At 72.5% G+C, this 22,174-nt stretch carries 24 protein-coding genes; 11 read left to right on the top strand and 13 right to left on the bottom strand.

Translation table 11 applies throughout. From position 1 onward, the window contains the following. Position 1: 1 nt before the first annotated feature. Positions 2–901, top strand: a complete 900-nt coding sequence (locus ABZ342_RS00585) for a phosphatase PAP2 family protein (RefSeq protein ID WP_360468141.1) — start codon at positions 2–4, stop codon at positions 899–901. Between the two features lie 300 nt (positions 902–1,201). Here the strand turns inward: ABZ342_RS00585 and ABZ342_RS00580 are convergent, their stop codons facing one another. Further along, complete coding sequence (locus tag ABZ342_RS00580; protein ID WP_360467991.1) at positions 1,202–2,623, bottom strand: hypothetical protein; 1,422 nt, start codon at positions 2,621–2,623, stop codon at positions 1,202–1,204. Between the two features lie 182 nt (positions 2,624–2,805). On the opposite strand from ABZ342_RS00580, the gene ABZ342_RS00575 reads away from it, so the two are divergent. Next, positions 2,806–4,191 (top strand): pyridoxal-dependent decarboxylase, encoded by a 1,386-nt coding sequence (locus tag ABZ342_RS00575; RefSeq protein ID WP_360467990.1) that lies wholly within the window; start codon positions 2,806–2,808, stop codon positions 4,189–4,191. Here the strand turns inward: ABZ342_RS00575 and ABZ342_RS00570 are convergent. After that, positions 4,188–5,858, bottom strand: a complete 1,671-nt coding sequence (locus ABZ342_RS00570; RefSeq protein ID WP_360467989.1) for a thiamine pyrophosphate-dependent enzyme — start codon at positions 5,856–5,858, stop codon at positions 4,188–4,190. The two genes, ABZ342_RS00575 and ABZ342_RS00570, sit on opposite strands and share 4 nt — an antisense overlap. A 2-nt stretch (positions 5,859–5,860) precedes the next feature. Here ABZ342_RS00570 and ABZ342_RS00565 point away from each other — a divergent pair, with 2 nt between their 5' ends. Next, positions 5,861–6,535 carry a GntR family transcriptional regulator gene (locus ABZ342_RS00565; protein ID WP_360467988.1) on the top strand — a complete coding sequence of 225 codons (675 nt, stop codon included), beginning with the start codon at positions 5,861–5,863 and terminating at the stop codon, positions 6,533–6,535. 308 nt (positions 6,536–6,843) lie between these two features. Next, positions 6,844–7,686 (top strand): alpha/beta hydrolase, encoded by an 843-nt coding sequence (locus ABZ342_RS00560; protein WP_360467987.1) that lies wholly within the window; start codon positions 6,844–6,846, stop codon positions 7,684–7,686. Here ABZ342_RS00560 and ABZ342_RS00555 read toward each other — a convergent pair. The 3 genes from ABZ342_RS00555 to ABZ342_RS00545 all read right to left on the bottom strand — a co-directional run bounded on the left by ABZ342_RS00555 (position 7,660) and on the right by ABZ342_RS00545 (position 9,718). Further along, complete coding sequence (locus ABZ342_RS00555) at positions 7,660–8,664, bottom strand: pirin family protein (protein WP_360467986.1); 1,005 nt, start codon at positions 8,662–8,664, stop codon at positions 7,660–7,662. The two genes, ABZ342_RS00560 and ABZ342_RS00555, sit on opposite strands and share 27 nt — an antisense overlap. A 145-nt stretch (positions 8,665–8,809) precedes the next feature. Continuing rightward, positions 8,810–9,100, bottom strand: coding sequence for a hypothetical protein (locus tag ABZ342_RS00550; RefSeq protein ID WP_360467985.1), 291 nt, complete (start codon positions 9,098–9,100; stop codon positions 8,810–8,812). Positions 9,101–9,283: 183 nt separating this feature from the next. Continuing rightward, positions 9,284–9,718, bottom strand: a complete 435-nt coding sequence (locus ABZ342_RS00545; protein ID WP_155546089.1) for a single-stranded DNA-binding protein — start codon at positions 9,716–9,718, stop codon at positions 9,284–9,286. Positions 9,719–9,844: 126 nt separating this feature from the next. Between ABZ342_RS00545 and ABZ342_RS00540 the strand changes: the two genes are divergently transcribed. Then, on the top strand, positions 9,845–10,441 hold the full coding sequence (locus ABZ342_RS00540) for a PhoU domain-containing protein (RefSeq protein WP_360467984.1): 597 nt from the start codon (positions 9,845–9,847) through the stop codon (positions 10,439–10,441). Positions 10,442–10,511: 70 nt separating this feature from the next. Here the strand turns inward: ABZ342_RS00540 and ABZ342_RS00535 are convergent, their stop codons facing one another. After that, positions 10,512–10,928 (bottom strand): zinc-ribbon domain-containing protein, encoded by a 417-nt coding sequence (locus ABZ342_RS00535; protein ID WP_155546091.1) that lies wholly within the window; start codon positions 10,926–10,928, stop codon positions 10,512–10,514. A 100-nt stretch (positions 10,929–11,028) separates the two neighbouring features. Here ABZ342_RS00535 and ABZ342_RS00530 point away from each other — a divergent pair, with 100 nt between their 5' ends. After that, positions 11,029–11,454 (top strand): nitroreductase/quinone reductase family protein, encoded by a 426-nt coding sequence (locus tag ABZ342_RS00530; protein ID WP_360467983.1) that lies wholly within the window; start codon positions 11,029–11,031, stop codon positions 11,452–11,454. Here ABZ342_RS00530 and ABZ342_RS00525 read toward each other — a convergent pair. From ABZ342_RS00525 to ABZ342_RS00510, 4 genes are all read right to left on the bottom strand, one after another. After that, on the bottom strand, positions 11,451–13,475 hold the full coding sequence (locus ABZ342_RS00525) for a transglycosylase domain-containing protein (protein WP_360468140.1): 2,025 nt from the start codon (positions 13,473–13,475) through the stop codon (positions 11,451–11,453). The genes ABZ342_RS00530 and ABZ342_RS00525 overlap by 4 nt on opposite strands. A 126-nt stretch (positions 13,476–13,601) precedes the next feature. Next, on the bottom strand, positions 13,602–14,423 hold the full coding sequence (locus tag ABZ342_RS00520) for an ABC transporter permease (protein ID WP_360467982.1): 822 nt from the start codon (positions 14,421–14,423) through the stop codon (positions 13,602–13,604). Further along, positions 14,383–15,186: an ATP-binding cassette domain-containing protein gene (locus tag ABZ342_RS00515; RefSeq protein ID WP_360467981.1), complete on the bottom strand. Its 804-nt coding sequence runs from the start codon at positions 15,184–15,186 to the stop codon at positions 14,383–14,385. The genes ABZ342_RS00520 and ABZ342_RS00515 overlap by 41 nt, the downstream gene beginning before the upstream one ends. Beyond that, on the bottom strand, positions 15,183–15,623 hold the full coding sequence (locus ABZ342_RS00510; RefSeq protein ID WP_360467980.1) for a MarR family transcriptional regulator: 441 nt from the start codon (positions 15,621–15,623) through the stop codon (positions 15,183–15,185). Before ABZ342_RS00510 ends, ABZ342_RS00515 begins: the two co-directional genes overlap by 4 nt. Before the next feature lie 318 nt (positions 15,624–15,941). Between ABZ342_RS00510 and ABZ342_RS00505 the strand changes: the two genes are divergently transcribed. The 4 genes from ABZ342_RS00505 to ABZ342_RS00490 all read left to right on the top strand — a co-directional run bounded on the left by ABZ342_RS00505 (position 15,942) and on the right by ABZ342_RS00490 (position 18,437). Next, entirely contained in the window at positions 15,942–16,499 is a 558-nt protein-coding gene (locus tag ABZ342_RS00505; RefSeq protein WP_360467979.1) for a hypothetical protein, read from the top strand. Between the two features lie 71 nt (positions 16,500–16,570). After that, the gene (locus tag ABZ342_RS00500; RefSeq protein WP_155547400.1) at positions 16,571–16,981 is read left to right on the top strand and encodes a VOC family protein; all 411 of its coding nucleotides are present in this window, start codon (positions 16,571–16,573) and stop codon (positions 16,979–16,981) included. A 78-nt stretch (positions 16,982–17,059) separates the two neighbouring features. Next, positions 17,060–17,698, top strand: a complete 639-nt coding sequence (locus tag ABZ342_RS00495) for a hypothetical protein (RefSeq protein WP_155546097.1) — start codon at positions 17,060–17,062, stop codon at positions 17,696–17,698. A 61-nt stretch (positions 17,699–17,759) separates the two neighbouring features. Beyond that, positions 17,760–18,437, top strand: coding sequence for a GNAT family N-acetyltransferase (locus ABZ342_RS00490; protein WP_360467978.1), 678 nt, complete (start codon positions 17,760–17,762; stop codon positions 18,435–18,437). Here ABZ342_RS00490 and ABZ342_RS00485 read toward each other — a convergent pair. After that, a complete protein-coding gene (locus tag ABZ342_RS00485; RefSeq protein ID WP_360467977.1) occupies positions 18,434–18,859 on the bottom strand; it encodes a DUF2269 family protein in 426 nt (141 codons plus the stop codon). The two genes, ABZ342_RS00490 and ABZ342_RS00485, sit on opposite strands and share 4 nt — an antisense overlap. A gap of 135 nt (positions 18,860–18,994) precedes the next feature. On the opposite strand from ABZ342_RS00485, the gene ABZ342_RS00480 reads away from it, so the two are divergent. Beyond that, positions 18,995–19,351: a hypothetical protein gene (locus tag ABZ342_RS00480; protein ID WP_155546100.1), complete on the top strand. Its 357-nt coding sequence runs from the start codon at positions 18,995–18,997 to the stop codon at positions 19,349–19,351. Here the strand turns inward: ABZ342_RS00480 and ABZ342_RS00475 are convergent. Continuing rightward, entirely contained in the window at positions 19,348–20,772 is a 1,425-nt protein-coding gene (locus ABZ342_RS00475) for an APC family permease (protein ID WP_360467976.1), read from the bottom strand. The genes ABZ342_RS00480 and ABZ342_RS00475 overlap by 4 nt on opposite strands. An 85-nt stretch (positions 20,773–20,857) precedes the next feature. After that, positions 20,858–22,135: an ATP-binding protein gene (locus ABZ342_RS00470; protein WP_360467975.1), complete on the bottom strand. Its 1,278-nt coding sequence runs from the start codon at positions 22,133–22,135 to the stop codon at positions 20,858–20,860. Positions 22,136–22,174: the final 39 nt, after the last annotated feature.

Raw genomic sequence — 22,174 nt, 5'->3', positions numbered from 1 at the left:
AGTGATCATCTCCGACGTACGCCCCGCCACCCCGCCGGCCGGGCGCCATGCGCTCGTGACCCGGGCCGTGTCCCGCACCGCCGTGCTCGCGGCGAGCGCGGGCGGGTTCGCTCTCGCCTTCGTCGCGGCCTACCTGCTCTTCGTCCGCACGGAGGCCGGGCGCGGCGTCGAGAACGGCGTCGTCCGCAGCGCCCAGTCCGCGGGGGCGACGGTCGAGTGGGCGGCCTCGCTCCGGGACACCGATCTGGTGGTCGTGCTCGGTGGCGTCGCGGTGCTGCTGGTGGTGATCGCCCTGGTGCGGCGCCGGTTCGCGCTCGGCGTGACGGCCCTGCTCATGCTCGCCGCGCCACTGATGGTGGCGCAGCTGCTCAAGCTGTACGTCCTGGACCGCCCGAGCACGGGCGACCGGTTCGGTGTCGCGAGCCACAACAGCTTCCCCAGCGGGCACGTCAGCGCGGCGATGGCCGTCCTGGTCGCGCTCGCGATCGTGCTGCCACGCCGCTTCCGCCTGCAGGCCCTGATCGCCGGCGGGGTCGGCGTCGCCTGGGTCTCGGCCGCGGCCGTGGCGCTGGGCTGGCACCGGTTGAGCGACACCGTCGGCGGCTGTCTCCTGGTCGCCGCGGTCACCTGCGCCGGGGCGGCGGTGGTGTCCGCCCGCCGCCCCGACGGTGACCGGGTGCCGCCGGTCCCGGTGCTCTGCGGCTTGCTGGCGCCGGTGGCGCTGGTTCTGGCCGGCTACCTGATCCTCGGGACGGCGACGTCCGGCGCCGCCCAGTTCGTCGCCGCGATGGTCCTCGCCGCGCTGTCGGCGATGGCGGTGGTGCTGCTGCTGGCGGCGCCATTGCGGCGGGTGGCGTTCGACCCGGCCGAGGCCCGGGTCCGGCGGCTCCGGCGCCGCTGATCGCCCCGGCGGGACCGGGAGTCCGTGTTATCGTTCGAAACGCCTGCCGGGATCGACAGCACATCGGGTGCCCGATTGCGGCGATGAAGGCATGGGCATCGCGTCCCGACCGGAGGTCGGCTCGAGAGAGTCGGCCTGCGTGTGAGATCCAGAGGATGAGATACCGACTGGTACAGGGTAGGCGGTAACAGTTCCCTCATGGCGCCGGCGCTTGACCGGCCACTCGGGGGGAGCGGCACCGCCGAGTGCAGATCCGGTGCTTCCCCGGTCGTCCGTCATCGGCCGGGGACTACCCGGCGATCACAGACCCAGTGCCGCCCGCAGCGCGGTGACCGCCGCCGCGACGGCCGTTCCCGCTCCACCGGCACCCTTGGCGAGAGCGACCAGGGCGTTGAGCCGGCGCAGCATCCCGGGCTTGTCCGGCTCCTTGGCCGCCAGTTCCTTGTTCACGCTCGCGACAGCGTCTTCGGCTTGGTCGGCGGCTTCGTCGGTCACCTTGCCGCGCAGTGCGGCGACTTCCGCCTCGAGCTTCTCCACGAGCGCCGCGAGGTCGGCTCCCTGCGTGCCCATGTTCACGTCGCGCATGGTGACCGTGGACTTGGACGCGACGACGCCCGCCGAGCCGTGGACGACGGTTTCGTTCTTCTCCTGCACGAGATCTCCTCCGTTGATCAGGTAGAAGTTTCCCCTGGGGCGCTCCAGCGCCTCGGACAGCATGGTCGCCGCGTCGGTCAGCTTGCGGGCGAGACCCTTGCTCGACACCTGGTTGCTCAGCACCTGCAGCATCCAGATGCGGTCGGCGTAGTAGCCGTGCGCCGCGTCGATCACCTCGGTCAGGTACTCGCGCTGCGTCAGCCCGTGCCGTTCGGGGCGCAGCAGCTTGCCGCACATGTCGTCGAGGAAATCCTCGATCCCGGCGCCGGGTGCCAGCCGGCCGGACCGGCAGAACCCCAGCACGGTCTCCAGCGCCGCCAGGTCCGCGTGCAGGTGCGACACCTGGACGCGCAGCCGCCGCAGGAGTTCACGGTCCGAATCCGCCGAGTCGGCGATGGTCCAGCACGACACCGGCGTGTTCGTGACGATGGGCGAGGTGTGCCAGAGCCGGACCGGCGGCGGCTCGTCCTTCGAGCGTTGCTGCAGTTCCAGGAAGACGCCGGGAGTGCCCACCGAAACCCACCAGCGTGGCGGCGTGAAACCGTCGGCGGTGCGGCGCGTCGTGGCGCTCAGCAGGTGGCCGGCGAGAGCCTGGCCGAAGTGCGCCAGGGGTTGTGGTTCGGCCGCGCCGCCGCGGATCCGTGCGAGCACACCGAGCGCTGTCCGCGCTCCCGAGGTGATCGTCGCCAGGTCCAACCCCCGGAAGTCGAGATCGCAGAAGAACCCGATCTCGAACCGGCCGACGACACCGTCGCTGTAGAACCGCCGGAACAAGGGCTTGAGCCGGACCCGGAAAGGGAGCCGGGGTTCCGTCCCGCGCATCCTCGACAGGACGATCCTGTTCCGGGCGTCGACGTAGAACGACTCGTTCAACCAGGGCGACGGGTTTCCGCGCATCCGCCGCCGGACCGGTCCGAGGCCGCGGATGAAGTCCGTCCGGCAGTCGTCCTGTGAGCCGCGGGGGTGGACCCGCAGCGGGTGCGGCCACTTCGGCGAGTCGATGCGGTGGTCCGGACCGGGCAGCAGCCCGCGCACGTCAACGACCGGGTGTTGCACCACGACCAGCACGTCGCCACCCCCTCCCGGCCGTCCGGAGCGCCGTTGGGTGATCGGTTCGGCGATTCCGGTCGTTACAGAGGAACGATACGTGCTCCACGGTCGGTAGCGGGCAGCGCGCACCGCCGGCGAGCGGGCCAGTTTCGGGGGATTGGACCGCGACAGCGCTGGTCGCGGCGCTTAGCGTCGGTGCCGTGCATCCGAGGCTCGCCGAAGACCTGAACTCCCTGCCCGAGCTGCTCGACGCCGCGCGGAAGCTCGCCGGTGAAGCGCTGGCCGGGTTGCCCGACCGGCCCGCTGCCGTCCCGCCCGGTGCCGTGGCCCGGGCGCCGCTGCCGCTCGGCGGTGGCGGGGGCCGGGCCGCGCTGGAGGAGTTCTCGCAGCGCTGGGAAGCCGGCTTCGCAGGCAGCGCCGGGCCTCGCTACCTCGGGTTCGTCACCGGTGGTGCGACTCCGGCGTCGCTGGCCGGTGATTGGCTCACGTCCGCCTTCGACCAGAACCCCGCCAACGGCATGGACTCCTCGGCGCAGAACCTGGAGCGCGAGACGGTCGGCTGGCTGGCCGAGCTGTTCGGGCTCGGTGCGGAGTTCTCCGGCGCGTTCGTCACCGGCGCCACGATGTCCACGGTCACCGGCCTCGCGATCGCCCGCGAATGGCTCGGCGAGCGCGCCGGAGTGTCGGTGTCCGACGACGGCGCCGCCGCGCTCGGCCCGGTCACCGTGCTGTCCGGCTCGCCGCACTCGAGCATCCCGAAGGCGTTGTCGTTCCTCGGGATGGGCCGGTCGGCGCTGCGGAAGGTGCCGGTGCTTCCGGGCCGCGAAGCCGTCGACGTCGCCAAGCTGGCCGAAGCGCTCGGATCGCTCGACGGGCCGGCCGTCGTCGTCGCGAACGCGGGCACCGTGAACACCGTCGACTTCGACGACCTGCGCGCGATCGCCGCTCTCAAGCAGCGGTACGACTTCTGGCTGCACGTCGACGCCGCGTTCGGCGGGTTCGCCGCGCTCGCGCCGGAGCACGCGGTGCTGACCGCGGGCCTCGACCAGGCCGACTCGGTGGTCGTCGACCTGCACAAGTGGCTCAACGTGCCCTACGACTCCGCCGTCCAGTTCACCCGCCGCCGCGACCTGCAGCTGCGCGTGTTCGGCAACAACGCGGCCTACCTCGGCGAGATCGGCGAAACCCCGGACTTCCTGCACCTCACGCCGGAGAACTCCCGGCGGCTGCGCGCCCTCCCGGCCTGGTTCTCGCTCGTGGCCTACGGCCGGGACGGGCACCGCGAGATCGTCGAGCGCTGCGTCTCGCTCGCGCGCGACCTCGGCGCGCGGCTCGACGGTTCGCCCCACTGGCGGCTGCTCGCGCCGGTGCGGCTCAACGTCGTGTGCTTCGCCCCGGCCGAGGACGTCACCCAGGACCGCATCGACGCCCTCGTCCGCGCGATCGCCGAAGACGGGACCACCTTCCTCACCCCGACCGTGTACGACGGCCGCCCGGCGCTGCGTGCGGCCTTCAGCAACTGGCGGACGACCGCGGCCGACGTCGACCGCGTCTTCGCCGCGCTCGAGCGCGTGGCCGCCGGCTAGCTGCGGTCCGACTTCGGCATCAGGTACTTCCACGGCGAGGCGCCGGCACCCAGCTCGCACGGCACGTGGACCAGCGCCGGCCGGCCTGCTGCGAACGCCTTGTCCAGCGCGCCGCGCAGGTCGTCCGGGGTGCGCGCGGTCAGGCCGAGCGCACCGAAGGTCTCGGCGAGCCGGGCGAAGTCCGGGTTCCGCAGCCGTCCGCCCAGCGCGCGGCCCTCGAACAGCCGCTCCTGGTCGAGGTGGACGTTGCCGTAGTAGCCGTTGTCGAACACGACCGCCACCACGTTGAGTCCATATTGGACGGCCGTGGCCAGCTCCTGCGCCGCGAACATGAAGCCGCCGTCCCCGGCCACGGAAACCACCGGGCGGCCGGGGAAGGCCGCCTGCACGCCGAGCGCCGTCGGGTAGCCGAAGCCGAGCGTGCCCTGGTGGCCGCACGTGACGAAGGTGCGCGGCGAGTAGACCTCGAACCCGAAGTAGGACGCGAAGCCGACCTGGCAGATCTCTTCGACGAAGAACCCGTCGCGCGGCAGCACGTCCCGGATCGCCCGCAGGAACTCCAGTTCGGGGCCGACGTCGGCGAAGTGCTCGGCCACGGTCGCCTTCAGCGCCACGAACTCCTCGGTCCGGTCCGTCCGTTGTGGACCGGCGGCCTCGGTCAGCGCGGCCGTGGCGTCGGCGGCGTCGGCGACGATCGCCACGTCCGCTTCCAGCCGGGTCGCCTGCCGCGGGTCGATGTCGAGCAGGATCGTCTTCAGGCCCGCGGGCTTGTCCGGCCAGCGGAACCAGGACAGCTCCATCCGCGACCCGATGCCGATCACGACGTCGGTCTCCGCCCAGCGCTCGAAGCCGGAGACGCAGGTGAAGCCCAGCGGGTGGTCGTCGCCGACGATGCCGCGCCCGCCGCGGAACGGCACCACCGGCGCCTGCAGCCGTTCGGCCAGCGCCCGGACCTCGGCGGCCGCGTGCCGCGCGCCGCCGCCGACCATGATCATCGGGTTCTTCGCGCCCTGCACCAGTTCCGCGGCCGCGGCGACGGCCGCCGGGTCGACGGCCGGGCGGGGCAGCGGCAGCGGACCGGCCGCTTCGGCGGGTGCGCGCAGGCCGAGCACGTCCCAGGGCACCGCCAGGGAGACCGGCCGCGGCCGCCCGCCCGCGGCTTCGCGGAAGGCGGTCGCCAGCGCGTCCGGGACCTCGACCGGGTGCTCCACCAGCGCCGACCACTTGGTCAGAGTCCGGAGAGTGGCCAGCTGGTCGGGCATCTCGTGCAGGTGCCCGAGGCCGCGGCCGAGGTACGCGCGGGGGATTTCGCTGGTCAGGCACAGCACGGGTGCGCTGGCCCCGTGCGCCGAGAGCATCGCGGCCGAAGCGTTGAGGACGCCGGGGCCGGGCACGACCGTGTAGACGCCGGTGCGGCCGGTCGCCTGGGCGTACCCGAACGCCATGTAGGCCACGGTCTGCTCGTGCCGGGCGCCGATCACCCGGATGTCTTCGCCAGCGCGGGCGAGGCTGTCGAACAGGTCGTAGGTCTGCACGCCGGGGAGCCCGAAGACGGTGTCGACGCCGTGGGCCCGCAGCCCGTCGACGATCAGGTCGGCCGCGGTGGGGGCGGGCGGGGTAAGCGGCATCGGCACGGCCTCCTGGGCGTCGTCCGTCGGCGGGACCATATATGGTTTCCTACATGATCAGCGCGTCCTCGGGAAGACCGGTCACGAAGTCCCAGCTGGCCTACGAGACGATCAAGGCCAGGATCCTCGACGGCCGCTACGGGCCCGGGTACCGGCTGGTGCTCGACCAGATCGGCCGCGAGCTCGAGGTCAGCGCGGTGCCGGTGCGCGAGGCCCTGCGCCGGCTCGAGGCCGAGGAGCTGATCGAGTTCGAGCGGAACGTCGGCGCCCGGGTGGTCGCCATCGACCCGACGGAGTACCGGCACGCGATGGAGACGGTGGCGATCGTCGAGGGCGCGGCGACCGGGCTGGCCGCGCCGCTGCTCACGCCTTCGGCGTTGGCGCGGGCCCGGTCGCTGAACGAGCGGATGCGGCGGAGCCTGGCCGAGTTCGACCCGCTCGCGTTCACGGCGCTGAACGCGGAGTTCCACGAGGTGCTGTTCGGCGCCTGCCCCAACCCGAACCTGGTCGACCTGGTCCAGCGCTGCTGGACCAGGCTGGCGGCGGTCCGCGACAGCACGTTCGCGTCCGTGCCGGGCCGGGCGCCGCAGTCGGTCGAGGAACACGAGCGGCTGCTCGAGCTGATCGAGGGCGGGGGCGATCCGGCGGAGGTCGAGCGGTTCGCGCGGGGGCATCGGTTGGCGACCTTGGAGGCTTATCTCGCGCGGGAGCGGTGAGGGCGCCGGGACTGGCTGGGCGGGGTTGATGCCGGGTTGGGTGCGCTGGCTGGCCCGATTGTTGTCCGGCAGACGTGCCGCGAGGTGCCTGGCGGGCGCGGGTTGGGTTGCCCGGCTGGCGTAGCCGAGGTTGCGCGAGTGGTGGGCAGGTGCGGGTAGCCCGGTGATGTGCGGTAGGCGTGGGGGTTGGTCTGGTCGCGTGCCGGGCTGGCACGGAATTGCCGCGCGAGCGTGGCCGCCGGAGTGTGTGGCCGGTTGGTGCTCGGGTGAGGGTTGCCCGGGCCGCCTTCGGAGTGTCAGGGTCGGGGATGCCGATCTTCTCCGCGCCGGACGGGACTGCGCTCTGTTTCGGTCTCTTCGGCTCCGGTGGTGCGCCCCTTGTCTGCCTGCCCGGTGGGCCCATGCGGGCCGGGGCCTATCTGGGGGATCTCGGGGGGCTGGGTGCTCGGCGTCGGCTCGCCGTGCTCGATGCGCGGGGGACCGGGGGCTCCGAGGTGCCCGGTGATCCCTCGACCTATCGGTGCGACCGGCAGGTCGAGGACGTCGAAGCGTTGCGCAAGCACCTCGGCCTCGAACAGCTCGACCTGCTGGGGCACTCGGCCGGGGCGAGTCTTGCCGTTCTCTACGCCGCTCGGTATCCCGGGCGGCTGCGCCGGCTTGTGCTCGTCGCGCCCAGTCCGCGGGCCGTGGGGTTGCAGCTGTCCGTGGCCGATCGGCGGCGGATCATGGCGCGGCGGGCCGGTGCTCCCTGGTTCGATGCCGCCGCCGCGGCCTACGAGTCCATTGCCGCCCGGACCGCGACCCGTGCCGACTGGGCCGCCATGGCCCCGATGTACTACGGCCGGTGGGACGAGGCCGCCCGGCGGCACCAGGCCGCCGAGGCCGGCCAGCGCAACGGTGCCGCCGCCCGCGTCTACAACGCCGACGGTGCCTTCGAACCCGAGCGCACGCGGGCCGAGCTCGGGGTGGTCGAGGCTCCCGTGCTCGTGCTGGCCGGTGAGCTGGACTGGATCGCCAGCCCGGCCGTCGCCGACGAGTTCGCCGCGCTGTTCCGGGACGCGCGGGTCACCGTCCTGCCCGGCGCCGCGCACTATCCCTGGCTGGACGACTCGCCCGCGTTCGTCTCAGCTGTGGCCGGCTTCCTGGCCTGAAGCCGGGTTCCGGCGCGGTTTGATGCGGACCGCCGGCAGCTCCGGCGGCGGCAGCCGCGCCGGGGTGCCCGTGTAGCCGGTCACGCTGCCGAACTGGTCGGACTCCGCCTGCCAGGCCTCCCGGAACGCCGCGATCTCCTCGTGGGTCCGGCCGACGAAGTTCCACCACATCAGGATTTCTTCGTCGAACGGGGTCCCGCCTAGCAGGAGGAACCGGGCCGGCCCGGTACCCCGGTTGCTCAGCGTCAGGGAGCGCACGCCGGTGCCGACGTAGCCCAGCTCGGCCGGGCGGACGCGCGTGCCCGCCACGACGACGTCGCCGGTGTCGGCCAGGACGCCGTGCTCGAAGCGCGGGTCGACCCCGAGGGACATGTGGGCGTCCGGGCCCAGGACGATCTCCGCGCCCAGGAGCGGGGTGAACGTCGGGATCGGGGACGTGCGCCCGGCCAGCGAACCGAGGAACACCCGGATCTCGGCGCCCTCGATCCGGTTCACCGACGGCACGTAGTGGTCGAAAGCGCGTGCGGTGTGCCGGTGCCGCTCGGGCAGCGCCACCCAGAGCTGGACGCCGTGCAGTGTCTTCGCGGCTTCGGTCGAGACCTCCGAGTGGCAGATGCCGTGCCCGCCGGTCATCAGGTTCAGCTCGCCGGGCCGGACCAGCGCGTGCGTGCCCAGGCTGTCGCGGTGCTCGATCTCGCCCTCGAACAACCAGCTCACCGTCTGCAGGCCGGTGTGCGGGTGCGGGGCGACGTCCATCGCGCCGGTCATCTCGGTCGGGCCGTAGTGGTCGGCGAAGCACCAGGCACCGATCAGCGACCGGGAGCGCTGCGGGAGCGTCCGCCGGACCCGCATCGCCCGCGGGCCGCCCAGGGGCACCTCACGCGGGGTGAGGATCTCGACGGCCGGGTGCTCGGGATCGGCGGTCGCGGGCCGGTCGACGCAGGCGAGCTCGGTGGGCGCGGCCTCGGTGTTGCTCATGCCCGCCACGGTAGTCGCGACGGGGACCCGGCCTCGGCGGGCGGGACACGCGAGCCGGGCCCACGGCGACCCGAGTCGCGCTGACCGGTTGCGGGCAACGCGGCCGCGTTTGCGTTGTGGAGTTGTCAAGCTGCGCGCCGCCGGGTCAGGCGGCGTGGTGCTGCTGCGCCGTGACGATCGCCTGTCCGTCGGCCGTCAGGACCGCCGGGACCAGCTCGCCCGGCAGGCCGGGGCGGGCCGCGCGGACCAGGCCCTGGTGGGCCAGCGCGTGGGCCGCGAACTGGTCGCCGCACGACAGGCCGTCGATGAACAGGTCGGGCTCGCTGCTGCAGGACACCTGGCCGCGGCCCGCGCCGACCGCACGCAGCATCGCCAGCATCCGGTGGTTCACCAGGGGTCGCACGACCGGTGTTCCGGGCTGTTCGTTCCTGTTCATCTCGGTCCCTCCCGCTCGTGGTCCGATCTCGTCCTACCCGTGCGTCGAACCAGCTGAGGGGATTTCGACAGCACATCCGGAACGGCCCGGCCAGAAGCGTGCGTCCATCGTCACCGCCGCCGGTCGAGCCCGGGTCGACTCCCCGTCGACGGCTGTTCGGACTCAGGACGCGACCGGATGGGCTCAGAACGGGGGCGACCCCGCGACCGCCGGCTCCGGCGTCCACGAACTCGTCGCCTCGCCGCCGGCGGCCCGGCTGAGCCTGGTCACCTTCGCCGTGGCGTACCGCAGGGCCGGGCCGATCTCGTCGACGTCCAGCTCCGTCACGGTGCGCTTCTCGCCCTCCTTCGTGTCGTACGACCGCTGTCTCAGCCGGCCTTGGACGAGCACGCGGGCGCCGCGCCCGAGCGACTCCGCGACGTTCTCCGCGTACTGCCGCCACAGGCTGCAGCGCAGGAACATCGCCTCGCCGTCGCGCCAGGCGCCGGACTCTCGGTCGAACGTGCGGGGCGTGGACGCGACCGTGAAGTTCGCGACCGCGGCGCCGGCCGGGGTGAACCGCAGCTCGGGGTCGCTCGTCAGGTTGCCGACCACGGTGACCAGCGTTTCGCCTGCCATCGGGCTCCTCCTTCTCCTCCGGGTGCGGGGTGCACCGCTCTCGCCGATGAGGAGAGCACGGGGGACCGACAGTTCCGGGCCGGGCGACGAGATGCCGGTACCCGGCCGGGCTGGTTTCCTGCCGCCATGCCGACGGCGTTTCAGAAGGAGCTGGGCACGCTCGCCCACCGGCTCGCGGACCTGTGTGCGCTGGTCGCGACCGCGCTCGAAGGGGCCACGCGTTCCGTGCTCGAAAGTGACCACACGCTGGGCGGACGCGTGCGGGAAGACGTCGCCGCGGTCGCCGCGCTCGGGGCCGCGTGCGAGGACCAGGCGTGTGCGCTGCTGGCCCTGCACGCGCCGCGGGAGGCGGACGTGAAGGCGGTCGTCGCCGCGGTCCACACCGCCGCGGATCTCACTCGGATGGGTGGTCTTGCGCGGGAGGTCGCGGAGCCGCGGCGGGTGCCGGTGGAGGTGCGGCCGGCGCTCGGGCGGCTGGGTGGGCATGCGGTGGCCGCGGTCCGGGCGCTGCAGGAGCTGCTCGCCGGGGGAGGCGGTGCCGGGCCGGCCGATGCGGTCGTGCTCGCCGAGGCCGCGGAGCGTGGGTTGCGCGAAGCAGCGCGCGGGTGTGGCGCGGGGGCCGCCGTCGACGTGGTGCTGCTGGCGGCGGTTTACGGCCGGTTCGCCGGGACCTCGGCCGTGATCGCCCGCCGGGCCTCGGGATTCGCGCCGGTCGGCGCTTGACGGGAGCAGCGGAAGATGCCGGAAAAGTCGAACTCGCCCCGGTTGTCCGAAAAGGACGGCGACCGAGCGCTCAGCTGCCCTGCTGCGGGAACTGACCCTGCTGCGGGTACTGCTGCTGCGACGGGTGCTGCGGCTGCGGAAAACCTTGCGGCTGCGAGGGGTGCGGAGGCTGGAAGCCCTGCGGAGCCCCCTGCTGCGGGAAACCCTGCGACGGCGGCTGCTGCGGGTAGCCGGACTGGGCACCCTGACCCTGCTCCTCCTGCGCCTGCAGGCGGACGGCGTCCTCCTTGGGGATCCGGTTCTCGATCCCGCAGAACGTGCACTGCGCGGAGTACTTCACGCTGATCGGGAAGAGCGGGATGAAGAAGAGGGTGAACTTCGTGACCGCCTTGCGCACGGCGTGCGAGGCGGGGTTGCCGCACCGGCCGCACAGGAAGGTCGTCATCGCCAGCACGTAGATCCGCGTCCGCCAGCCCCAGATCAGCATCGGTACTTCTTTCTCCCAGGTCTTGTTCCGCCGCGCAGCCTCGCACACCGGCGCGCCGCCGCGTGGCGGTTTCGCGGAACTCGGGGACTAGATTGTGATCATGCCGAGCGATTTCGCCCTCAAGACCATGAACGCCGTGCACCGCGGCCTGATCAAGCTCACCCGCGGGAAGGTGGGCTGGCACGCGGCCATGCCCGTCCTGGAGCTCACCACGATCGGCCGCAAGAGCGGCCAGCCGCGGTCGGTGCTGCTGACTTCGCCGCACCAGCAAGGCGACACCCTGGTCGTCGTGGCGTCGCGCGGCGGGGACGACACGCACCCCGCGTGGTTCCTGAACCTGCGCGACAATCCCGACGTCGAAGTCTCCCTGAAGGGCTCGCCGAAGCGGCCGATGCTCGCCCGGGTCGCCGACGCGGAGGAACGCGCCGAGCTCTGGCCGAAGATCTCCGGCGAGTTCAAGAACTACGCGCAGTACCAGACCAAGACCGAGCGCGAGATCCCGCTCGTCTTCCTCGAGCCGCGCTAGCTCCGGGCGCTCAGGTACTCCGGGTCCGGACCGGGGATCGGCTGGTCCGGCACCCCCGCGAGCAACTGGCTCATCGCGTGGAAGTACGGCGGCGCGGCGACCGTGCCGCCGAACGCGCCGTGGCCGCAGTTGCCCAGGTGCACCGGGGTGCCCGGGCAGATCTCGCGCGGCCGGGGGCCGTCGGCGAAGACCATCGACGACACCGCGTAGCCGTCGACGCCGCCGACGAACGCCACGGACTCGCTCTGCTGCGTCGTGCCCGTCTTGCCGATGTCGGGGCGCGTCCAGCCGGCCGCGTGGGCGGCCTGGGCCGATGTGCCGTCCGTCGTGTCCTTGCTCAGGCCCGCTTCGAGGGTGTCCGCCACGCCGGTCGGGATGACCTGCTCGCACGCCTGCTGCGGCACCGGGACGGCGTTCCCGTTCCGGTCGGTCATCGACAGGATCGGGTTCGGCGGGCACCAGACACCGCCGCTCATCAGCGTCGCCGAGACGTTCGCCATCTCCAGCGGGCTGACCGGGCTGTTGCCGAGGGTGAACGACAGCAGGTTCTGGAAGTACTTCGACTGCGGTTCGTTGTACTGCGGGTTGCCCGACGCGGGGTCCGGGACGGCGCCCGCGTCGTTGGTCGCGAGGGTGTTCCGCAGGCCCAGCTTGTAGGCCATGTCGAGCACGGCGGGCATCCCGACCTGGCTCTCGAGCCCGACGAAGGCGACGTTCGGTGACGTCGCGAGGCCGTCGGCGAGGCTGATCGGGTCGGCGTAGTGGCCGTCGTTGTGGACGGTGTAGCACGCCGAATGAGTGTCCGGCACCGGGAAGCACTGGCTGTCCGGGTTGGGCAGCGGCGTCTCCAGGCCCGCCTTGCCGGTGACGAGCGCCGCGGCCGAGGTGAAGATCTTGAACGACGAGCCCGCGCCGAACTCGTTGCTCGCGTCGGCGACGATGTCCGTGGACGTCTCGCCCCGCGCCGGGTCGGTGCCGTAGTTCCGGTTGGCGACCATGGCGAGCACCTGGTGGCCGGTCGAGCCCGGCTGCACGACGGCGAAGGTGTTGGCGACGCCGTCCTGGGTGGTCGGCACGTTCGCGTCGACGGAGTCCTTCGCCACCTGCGAGACGCGCGGGTCGAGGGTGGTCTTGATCGTGTAGCCGCCGGTGGCGAGCTGGTCCGCGGTGAACCCGGCGTGCACGAGGTAGCTCTCGGCGTACGCGCAGAAGAAGCCCGCGTCCGGCGCCGCGCCCATGCACGTCCCGGACGGCGTCACCGGGCCGTCCGGCAGCAGCCCGAGCGGCGCCGCCTTCGCCGTCGCCGCGTACGACGCCGGGATGGAGCCGTTGGTGACCATGGCGTCGATGACGAGGTTGCGGCGCTGCAGTGCTTTGTCCGCGTGGGTGTACGGGTTGTAGACACTGGGGTTGTTCACCATCCCGGCGAGCAACGCCGCCTGCGGGACGGTCAGTTTGTCCGCCGTCGTCCCGAAATAGGCTTTCGCCGCGGCGCCGACCCCGTACACCGTTCCGCTGAATTCGACCACGTTGAGGTAATTCGCCAGAATGTCGTCCTTGCTCATGGTGTTGTTGAGCTGGACGGCCATTTTCGCCTCGCGCAGCTTGCGCGCGAGCGAGTCTTCGCGGTCTTGCTGCTGCGCGACCGGGTCGTTCCGGTCGACGACGTTCACGAGGTAGTTCTTGACGAACTGCTGCGAGATCGTCGACGCGCCCTGCAGCGAGCCGCCCGCGCTGTCGTTGACCGCCGCGCGGAGCATTCCCTGCACGTCGACGCCGCCTTCGGTGTAGAAGCGGCGGTCCTCGATCCCGATGATGGCGGCCTTCATCGTCGTCGCGATCCCGGCCGCGGTGACCGGCAGCCGGTACTGCGCGTAGAGCGTCGCGATCGGTGTGCCGTCCCGGTCGGTCACCGTCGTGGTCAGCGGCGGATCGGCCGCGGCCAGCTGGGCGGAAATGGCGTCCACCGAATCGCTGACCTGATTCGACAGCAGGCCGGCGCCGATGGCGGCGGGCGCCATCGTGCCCGCCACCAGGATTCCGGCGAGAACGCACAAACCGGCAAAAGAGAACACGCCCGGGCGACCATTCACGAATCCGAGATTAGCCATCCGGGAATGAAGCTTCCGTTCGGTGAGACATGTGCCTCAACGGGCCAACCTGCCGAGCAGGGCCGAAGCGACCGAAACCGCGGCGACCGTCGCCGCGGCAAGCACGGCGAAGTCGAGCCCGAGGTGCGACGGGGTGCCGATCAGCAGCCCGCGCAGCGCGTCGACCTGGTAGCTCAGCGGGTTGACGTGGCTGAGCACCTTCAGCCACGACGGCATGAGGTCCACCGGGTACAGCGCGTTCGAGCCGAAGAACAGCGGCATCGTGATCGCCTGGCCGATGCCCATCAGCCGTTCGCGCGACAGCACGATCCCGGCGATCACGATGGACAGGCAGCAGAAGAACGCCGACCCGAGCACGAGCACGACGGCCATCGCCAGCAGCTTCAGCGGGTTCACGGTCAGCCCGACGCCGAGGATCGCCGCCAGGAACAGCACCATCAACGCCTGCACGAGCGCGCGGACGCCGGCGGCGAACGCCTTCCCCGCGACGAGCGCGGCGCGCGGGGTCGGGGTCACCAGGAGCTTGGCGAGCACGCCCGCGTCGCGTTCCCAGATGATCTGGATGCCGTAGAAGATCGAGATGAACAACGCCGACTGCGCGAGGATGCCGGGCGCGAGGTAGTCGAGGTACGGCGTCGAGCCGGTCGGGATCGCCTTGAGCCGGGTGAACGTCTCGCCGAAGATCAGCAGCCACAGCGCGGGCTGGATCGCCCGGGTGAGCAGCTCGGTCTGGTCGCGGCGCAGCTTCTGCAGTTCCACCAGGCACATCGCGCCGACGCGCGCGGCGAGGATCCGCGCCTGGCGCAGCGGGCCGGGGTCAGCCGAGACGGCGGGCGGTGCGGCGAGCGGCACGGACACTGCGGATCCCTCCTTCGTCGGTTTCGAGGCGGTCGCCGGTGACCGCCCGGAACACGTCGTCCAATGTGGACCCGGGGCCGAGGTCGGTCTCGAGGTCGGCGGGGGTGCCCAGCGCCCGGATCCGGCCGGCGTGCATGAGCGCGACGCGGTCGCAGTACTGCTCGGCCTCGTCCATGTAGTGCGTCGTGACCAGCACGGTCATGCCGGTGTCGGTGCGGATCTGCGTGATCCGCTCCCACACGGCCGAGCGGGCGACCGGGTCGAGCCCGATCGTCGGCTCGTCGAGGATCAGCAGCCGCGGCGAGCTGACCAGGGCCTGGGCGAGCTCGAGCCGGCGGATCATGCCGCCGGAGTAGCCCTTCGCGACGCGATCGGCTTCGTCGGCCAGCCCGACGAGGTCCAGGGCCCGTCGCACCTCGCCGGCGCGCCGGGCGCGGGGCACGTCGAAGAGCCGGGCGAACAACGCGACGTTCTCGCGCCCGGTGAGCGCGCCGTCGGCGGACAGCTGTTGCGGGACGTAGCCGATCAGCCGCCGCACGGCCATCCTCCGGCGCGCGACGTCGACGCCGAAGACGGTGATGCGGCCCGTCGCGGTGGGCAGCAGCGTGGTGATCATGCGCAGCGTCGTCGTCTTGCCGGCGCCGTTCGGGCCGAGCAGGCCGAACACCTCGCCGGGGGAGATCTCCAGGTCGACGCCGTCCACCGCGCGGGTCGTCCCGAACGAGTGGCTCAGGCCGGTGCATCGCACCGCGGGTTCGGTCATGGCTGCTCCTTCAGGATGCCCATGAGCTTTTCCAGGGCCGGCAACGCCTGTTCGATCGCCGCCGTGTCCTCTTCGGACAGTCCGGTGAGCGCTTCGGCGACGAGCCCGGTGCGGGCGCGCCGCCACGAGGCCATCCGGTCACGCGCGGCGTCGGTGATCTCCAGCCGGGCCGCGCGCCGGTCGGCGGGATCGGCCTCCCGGCGCAGCAGGCCGCCGTCGACGAGCTGGTTCACCAGCGTGCTGACCGAGTTGGCGGCCAGGTGCAGTTCGCGCGCGGCCGCGGCGACACCGATGCCGGGCCGGTCGGCCACGACGCGCAGGACCTCGACCTGCGCGCCGGGCAGCGGGAAGCCGGGCACTTCGGCGCGCACGCGGCGGCGCACGACCCGGCGGATCCCCTGGACGGCGCCGAGCAGGCGTTCGGCGAGTTCGGTCATACCGTCAAGGTAGCTCTGACTCAGATCTATTAGCAACGCTAAATGTCTGGTAGTGGAAAAATGGTGGCGAAAGTCGGGATCCGTTCGCCGCGTGAGGCGAAAGGGATACCGCTGATCGGCTGAACCTGACGCGGAGTGACCGTTCGGCGGCGAAGTGCTGCCGCTCGCCGCGTGATCGCGGGGTTCCGGTCCGGAACCGGCGGCCGCGGGAGCATGCTGTCCTTTCCGACCCCGCGTCCCCGCGCCTGACGTCCACAGTGGACACTGCCAGTGCGCCCGGCCCGGCGGTCCTTCACTACCGGAATAGGACACACCGTCGTGACCCTGCTGGACAGCAAGCTCGTCCGCTGCTGGACGTCCCGTCCGCACCTGCAGTCCCTCTACACCCTCGCCGCGGCCGCCCCGCGGATGCGCGCCGCGCTCGGCCTCACGCCGACCGGCGGCGGCACGATCGGCTTCAAGGTGGACGGGGACGCGCTGGCCCGCACCGAGGCGGAGCTGCTCGCCGCGACGTCGGCCCGGCTGCCGGTGCACCCGCTGGTGACGCAGGACCTGTACGGGCGTTCGACGGTCCGGTGCTGGCGCCGCAACCACGACCTGCGCGTGCTGACCGGCGACCTGGTCGACGTCGCGGACCGGCTGGCCCGGGCGGGCTACGGCGGCTGCCTGCGGTCGGCGACCGTCGAGTTCGCCGAGCCCGGCGGCCGCCGCGACCGCAAGCTCGCGCTGGTGTACCTGTTCGACCGCGGCACGTTCCACACCGCCCCCGTCGCCGGGAACGCGCCCCTCGACCCCGCGCTGGAGCTGCGCGCCCGCGCCGCCCTGCACGGCGCGCTGCCGTTGGAACCGCACGCGCACCGCCGGTTCGTCGTCTGAAATTCTCGCGTTTGTCGAGGTCACGGGCTTCTGCGAAGATGCTGCTCTCTTCCGACGAGAAGGAGACCGCAGTGGCTTCCGTGCTCAACCCGTACCTGAGCTTCCGCGCCGAGGCGCGGCAGGCCATGGAGTTCTACAAAAGCGTCTTCGGCGGCACTCTGACCGTGAACACGTTCGGGGAATTCGGTTCACCCGAAGGGGCGGACGCGGACAAGATCATGCACGCTCAGCTGGAGACCGAAAAGGGCTACCGGCTCATGGCGGCCGACACCCCGACCGGGATGGACCACAACCCGGGCACGAACATCACGGTCAGCCTCAGCGGCGACGACGCGGACGACCTGCGCGGCTACTGGGACAAGCTGAGCGAGGGCGGCACCGTGACGGTTCCGTTCGAAAAGCAGATGTGGGGCGACGAATTCGGCTCCTGCATCGACAAGTTCGGCATCCCGTGGATGGTCAACGTCGTCCATCAAGCGTAACGGGACGTTGCAGCCGGGACCCGCGTCGGTGACGATGAGGGGCCGGCGTGCTTCCGCGCCGGGCGAGAAGGAGGCCCGATGGCGGGTGTCCCCTGGACGTGCGCGCAGTGCGGCGCGGTCAACGACCCCGCGGCCGGACGCTGCGGTACCTGCCAGAGCCTGGCTCCCGGCCGGGCTCGCGCGCGGGCGCTGTGGGTGCTGCTGACCCTGATGCTGGTGGCCGGGGTCGCGATCGGCGGGGTCCTGTTGTTCAGCGCGCGCTCGAAGCCCACGCCGGACTCGGCCGGGCCGTTCCCCTCGTACACGACGCCCGCCCTCCCGACGACCAAGACCGTCGTCACGACCGCGAACGGCGTCACCCCGCCGGTGACGCCGTCCACGTCGACCTCGCCGTCGCCCACGCCGGCGGGGAAGCCGTGCCCGGGTGACGCCGCCCGCTACCTGCCCGGCGGCCAGGGGACGGCGCTGCTGGTGGCGCAGACGGTGAAGTCGCTGATCACGATCTGCCGGGTGCCCGACGGGCGGATCTTCTACGACGGTCAGGCCCGCGGGCAGGCGGCCTCGGGCGACACCCACATCATGCTGCCCGCCGAGGCCTCGGGCGACGGGTTCGTCGCGAAGAACGGGGACTACACGTACCAGGTCGGTGGCGGCAGGCTGGTCGTGTCGGCCGGGTCCGGCGTGCTTTCGGACGACGAGCTGACCACCGTCGGCTGAGCGCTTGCTCAGGATGTGGGAGCGCCGCCGCGCGACCGGCGGTTCCGGGGATCCTGGCGGCATGGCTTCTCCGCTGGACAACCCCGTTTGGGCGTCGCTGACCGGGCCGCACGCCCGCTTCGCGGAACGACGCGGGCGCGTGGTGCGCTACCCCGAGGACGTCGCGCCCTTCCTCGGCCTCCCCGGCGACCCGGACGAGCAGGACTGGCGGGACGTCGCCGAGCTGGCCGGGCCGGGAGTCGTCGTGCTCACTGCCGCCACCGCGCCGCGGCCGCCGTCCGGCTGGGAGGTGCTCGACGCGCTTCCCGGCGTCCAGCTCGTGGACGAGGGTGTCGCGGCCGCGCCGGACCCCGAAGCCGTGCGGCTGGGGCTCGCGGACGTGCCGGAGATGCTGGACCTCGTCGAGCGGACGAAGCCCGGGCCGTTCCGGAAGCGGACCGTCGAGCTCGGCACGTACCTCGGGATCCGGCGCGGCGGCGCGCTGGTGGCGATGGCCGGCGAGCGGCTGCACCCGCCGGGCTTCACGGAGATCAGCGCGGTGTGCACGGACCCGGCGTACCGCGGGCAGGGTCTCGGGACGCGGCTCGTGCTCGCCGTGGCGGCGGGCATCCGCGAGCGCGGCGAGACGCCGATGATGCACGCGGCCGCGAGCAACACCTCCGCGATCCGCCTCTACCTTTCGCTCGGCTTCGCCCTGCGGCAGCGGCCGGACTTCGTCGCGGTCCGCGTGCCCGGCTAGGCGCCGGTCGAGGAGCCGGGCCGCACGATCATCAGCACCGTCACCGCGGCCCACAGCAGGTTGAACACGCCCGTCACCATGGCGAGCCTGCTCAGCTTGCCCGAGGTGGACTCTTCGGCCAGCAGCCGCCGCTGCCGGGGCAGGACCAGCAGCGCGAGCACCGCGGCGGCGACGGCGGTCAGCCCGATCGACGTGAGCAGCCACGGGTCGCCCGTCACGTGCATCGTGCCCGCCACGCCGAAGCCGAAGACCGGCACCGCGATGGCGGCGTAGGCGTACACGCGGCAGATCCGGTGCAGCACCTTCGCGATCTTGAGATCGCCCTTCCGGACGGCGGCGGGGAACATGCTGGCCGCGATGGCGACCGGGCCGACGGCGAGGATCGCCGCCAGGACGTGGACCGAGAGCAGGATTTTCGACACGCGCCGAAGTTACCGATCTTCGCGCGGGCCGGGCAGTGGCTGGAATGCCAAGAACCACCGAGTTCCGGCCAACCACCTCCGGATGTCGAATCCGATCGCCGCCCTTCGACGAACAGGTAGCGAAAGGGGACCACGATGACCGCCACGACCCGCACCACCGCCCGGATCCGCAGCCTGCCGGTCCTGCTCGCCACCGAAGACGACGCCGAGGACATGGGCCTGCTGGCGCCGGACGATCGCCTGACCTGCCACGTGCACGGCCGGTGGATCCACCAGTGCGTCGCCTCGCCGGCGCACGTCAGCCCGGTCACCCGCCACCGCTGGTGCCGCGGCTGCCGAACCGAGCTGTGCGTCGCCGTCGACGAGCTGTCCCTGGCCGTCGCCATGACCTGCCCGCGCTGCGGCCACGGCGGCAGCGCCGCCACCTCCCGGCTGACGACGGCCTGCCGCGCGAGCCTGGCCGCCGAGCGCGACGCCCGGCGCGCCGCCTAGCTGGACGCGGGTTCGAGGCCGAGTTCGTCCAAGCCCGCGTAGACGTCCGGCCGGCGGCGCCGCAGCCACACCGCGAGCCCGAGCCCGCCGGCCACCGCGACGGCCAGCAGCCACGGCAGCAGCGCGATCGCCGGCGCGTCGGACCCGGCTAGGGTCGGGAAGTTGAGGAACGCCAGGGTCGTCACGGCGATCAGGCCGAGCCCACCGAGGCCGGGCGCCACCGCCGTGCGCCAGATCCGGGGGTCGCGCCGCCGGCGGAAGAACGCCACGACGGCGACCCCGGCCAAGGCCTGCAGAGCGATCACGCCGAGCGTCCCGATGCCGGTCATGCTGGCCGTGAGGTCGGCGAGCGGGTCCAGCCCGGCCAGCGCGTAGACCGCGGCGATCAGCGTCGCCACCCCGATCTGCGTCCCGCTGGCGACGTACGGCGCGCCGTTGCTCGCGTTCGTCCGGCCGAGGACCGCGGGCAGCACCCGGGCCCGGCCGAGCGCGAACAGGTAGCGCGTCGCCGAGTTGTGCAGGGCCAGCAGCGCCGCGAACAGGCTGACGACCAGCAGCAGCATCATCACGTCGGTGAGGAGCGAGCCGAGGTAGGTGTGGCTGATCGAGAAGACAAGGTCCCCGGTGGCGAGGTGGTCCTGCGCGGTCTTGCCGGCCTCGGCGACGCTCGTCGCGCTGACGACCGCCCACGTCGTGAACGCGGCGAAGACGCCGATGAGCACGATCGCCGTGTAGGTCGCGCGGGAGATCGTCCGGTGCGGGTCCCGGGCCTCCTCGCTGAACAGCCCGGTGGCCTCGAAGCCGACGAAAGCGTTGAAGGCGAACAGGAACGCGACCCCGACCGAGCCGGAGAACACCACGCCGGGTGCGAAGGCGTGGACGTCCAGCCCGGTCCGGACGGCGACCGCGACGTCGAGGACGAGCAGGATCGACACCTCCAGGACCAGTGAGACCCCGAGCACCTTCGCGCTGACGTCGACCCCGCGCCGGCCGAGCGCGAACACCGCGGCGGCGGAGGCGAGGCTCCACAGCTGCCACGGCGTGTGCCACCCGAAGACCTGCTCGACGACGTTCGCGGTGAAGAACCCGCTCGTCCCGACCGCACCGGCGACGAAGCAGTTGTAGCCGAGCAGCGCGATCAGTGCCGCGACCAGGCCCAGCGGGCGGCCGAGGCCCTTGGTGACGTAGACGTAGAACCCGCCGGCGCCGGTGACGACCTTGCTCATCTGCGCGTAGCCGACGCCGAAGAGCACGAGGATGACGGCGGCGAGCAGGAACGCGCCGGGCATGCCCCCGCCGTTCCCGAGCGCGATGCCCAGCGCCGCGATGACGACGATGCCGGTGAGCGGCGCGACGGCGGCCAGCACGAGGAAGACGACACCCGGCGTGCCCAGCGCGTCCCGGCGCAGTCCGTCGGACATGGGAATCTCCTCCCGCGGTGGCTTGTCCGGGCATGGTGCGCCCGGGAGGTCACCGCGGTCTTGGACCCCAGCGCAGAAGCGTTGACTAGCTCGGCACCCACATCGTCACGCGGGTGCCGCGGCCCGGCTGGGAGTCCACCGTGCCGTGGCCGCCGACCTCGGCCAGGCGGGCCACGATCGACTGGGTGATGCCGAAGCCCGGCGGCCGGTCGCGGACGTCGAAGCCCTGGCCCTGGTCGCGCGCCACCACCGCGATCCCGCCGTCGCGCTCCTCCACTCGCAGCACCACCTGCTTCGTCCCGGAGTGCTTCACCGTGTTGCGCAACGCTTCCCGCACCGCCTCGCACATCGCCGTGCGGCGGTCCTGGGACAGCTTGTCGTCGTCGGCGAAGTCCGCGGCGACGAGCTGGGTGCGCAGGCCGTCGCGGGCCATCTCGGTCGCGACGTCGGCGAGCTCGACCGCGAACCCGCGCGCCGTCCCGTTCGGGATCGGCTCGGTGATCTGGCGGCGGATCTCGGCGGCCTCGGCCTTGGCCACCGACCGCACCTCGGACAGCCGGCTCACGGCGTGCGTGTCGTCGCCCGGCGCGGAGATGGCCAGCGCTTCCAGCGTCTGCAGCACGCTGTCGTGCATGATGCGCCGCGTCCGGCGGCGCTCGGCCTCGCGCCCGCGCCGGATCCCGATGTCGACCGCGAACCGGGTGCCGGCGCCGAGCAGGATGAGGATGCCCGCGGCCAGCACGATCGCCACGCCCAGCGCGACCATGCAGCCGATCGACCGCGTGATCGCGAGCTGGTTCGTCAGCGGCAGGCCGCCGGCCAGGGTGAGCGCCGCCCGGAGCGGGACGGCCGCTACCACCAGCCACAGCGCCGAGGGCAGCCCGGACGTACCCGCCCACATGGCCACCGCGCTGACCACCCAGGTCCAGGCCACGTCGACCGCGAACGGCTGCACCGCCGCCGGGGCCGTCGCGGCGACGGCGAAGTTGAGCGCCACCCCGACGGCCAGGTCCAGCGCCAGCGCGCGGCCGGTGACGCGGGCCCGCAGGCCGCCCGCGCGCAGCACCCAGGCCACCGCGCCGGCGTTGGCCGCGACGGCGAACACCGTGGCGGCGAGCACCGGCCCGAGCCCGAGCCCGCCGTTGGCCGCGGCGAACCCGATGAACACCTTGACGAACGCCGCGATCCGGTAGGCCAGCGGCACGACGACCCAGTAGCGCGCGGCACGAGCGAGCGTCGCGTCCCCGATGGCGGCCAGATCACTGTGGTCGTCGGGAGGCTCGGCCGGTTCCGCGGGTGTGCCGCTGCGCAACAGCGTGCGAACGAGCGCGCGCGGCGGCGCGGCGGAGCCCGCCTCGGGCATCGGTGGTCCCCATTTCATCCGGCCGTCCGGGCGGTCTGA

The organism is Amycolatopsis sp. NPDC005961 (assembly GCF_040629235.1).
GTDB classification, from domain to species: Bacteria; Actinomycetota; Actinomycetes; order Mycobacteriales; family Pseudonocardiaceae; genus Amycolatopsis; species Amycolatopsis camponoti.
This window is presented reverse-complemented; position numbering and strand designations above follow the sequence as displayed.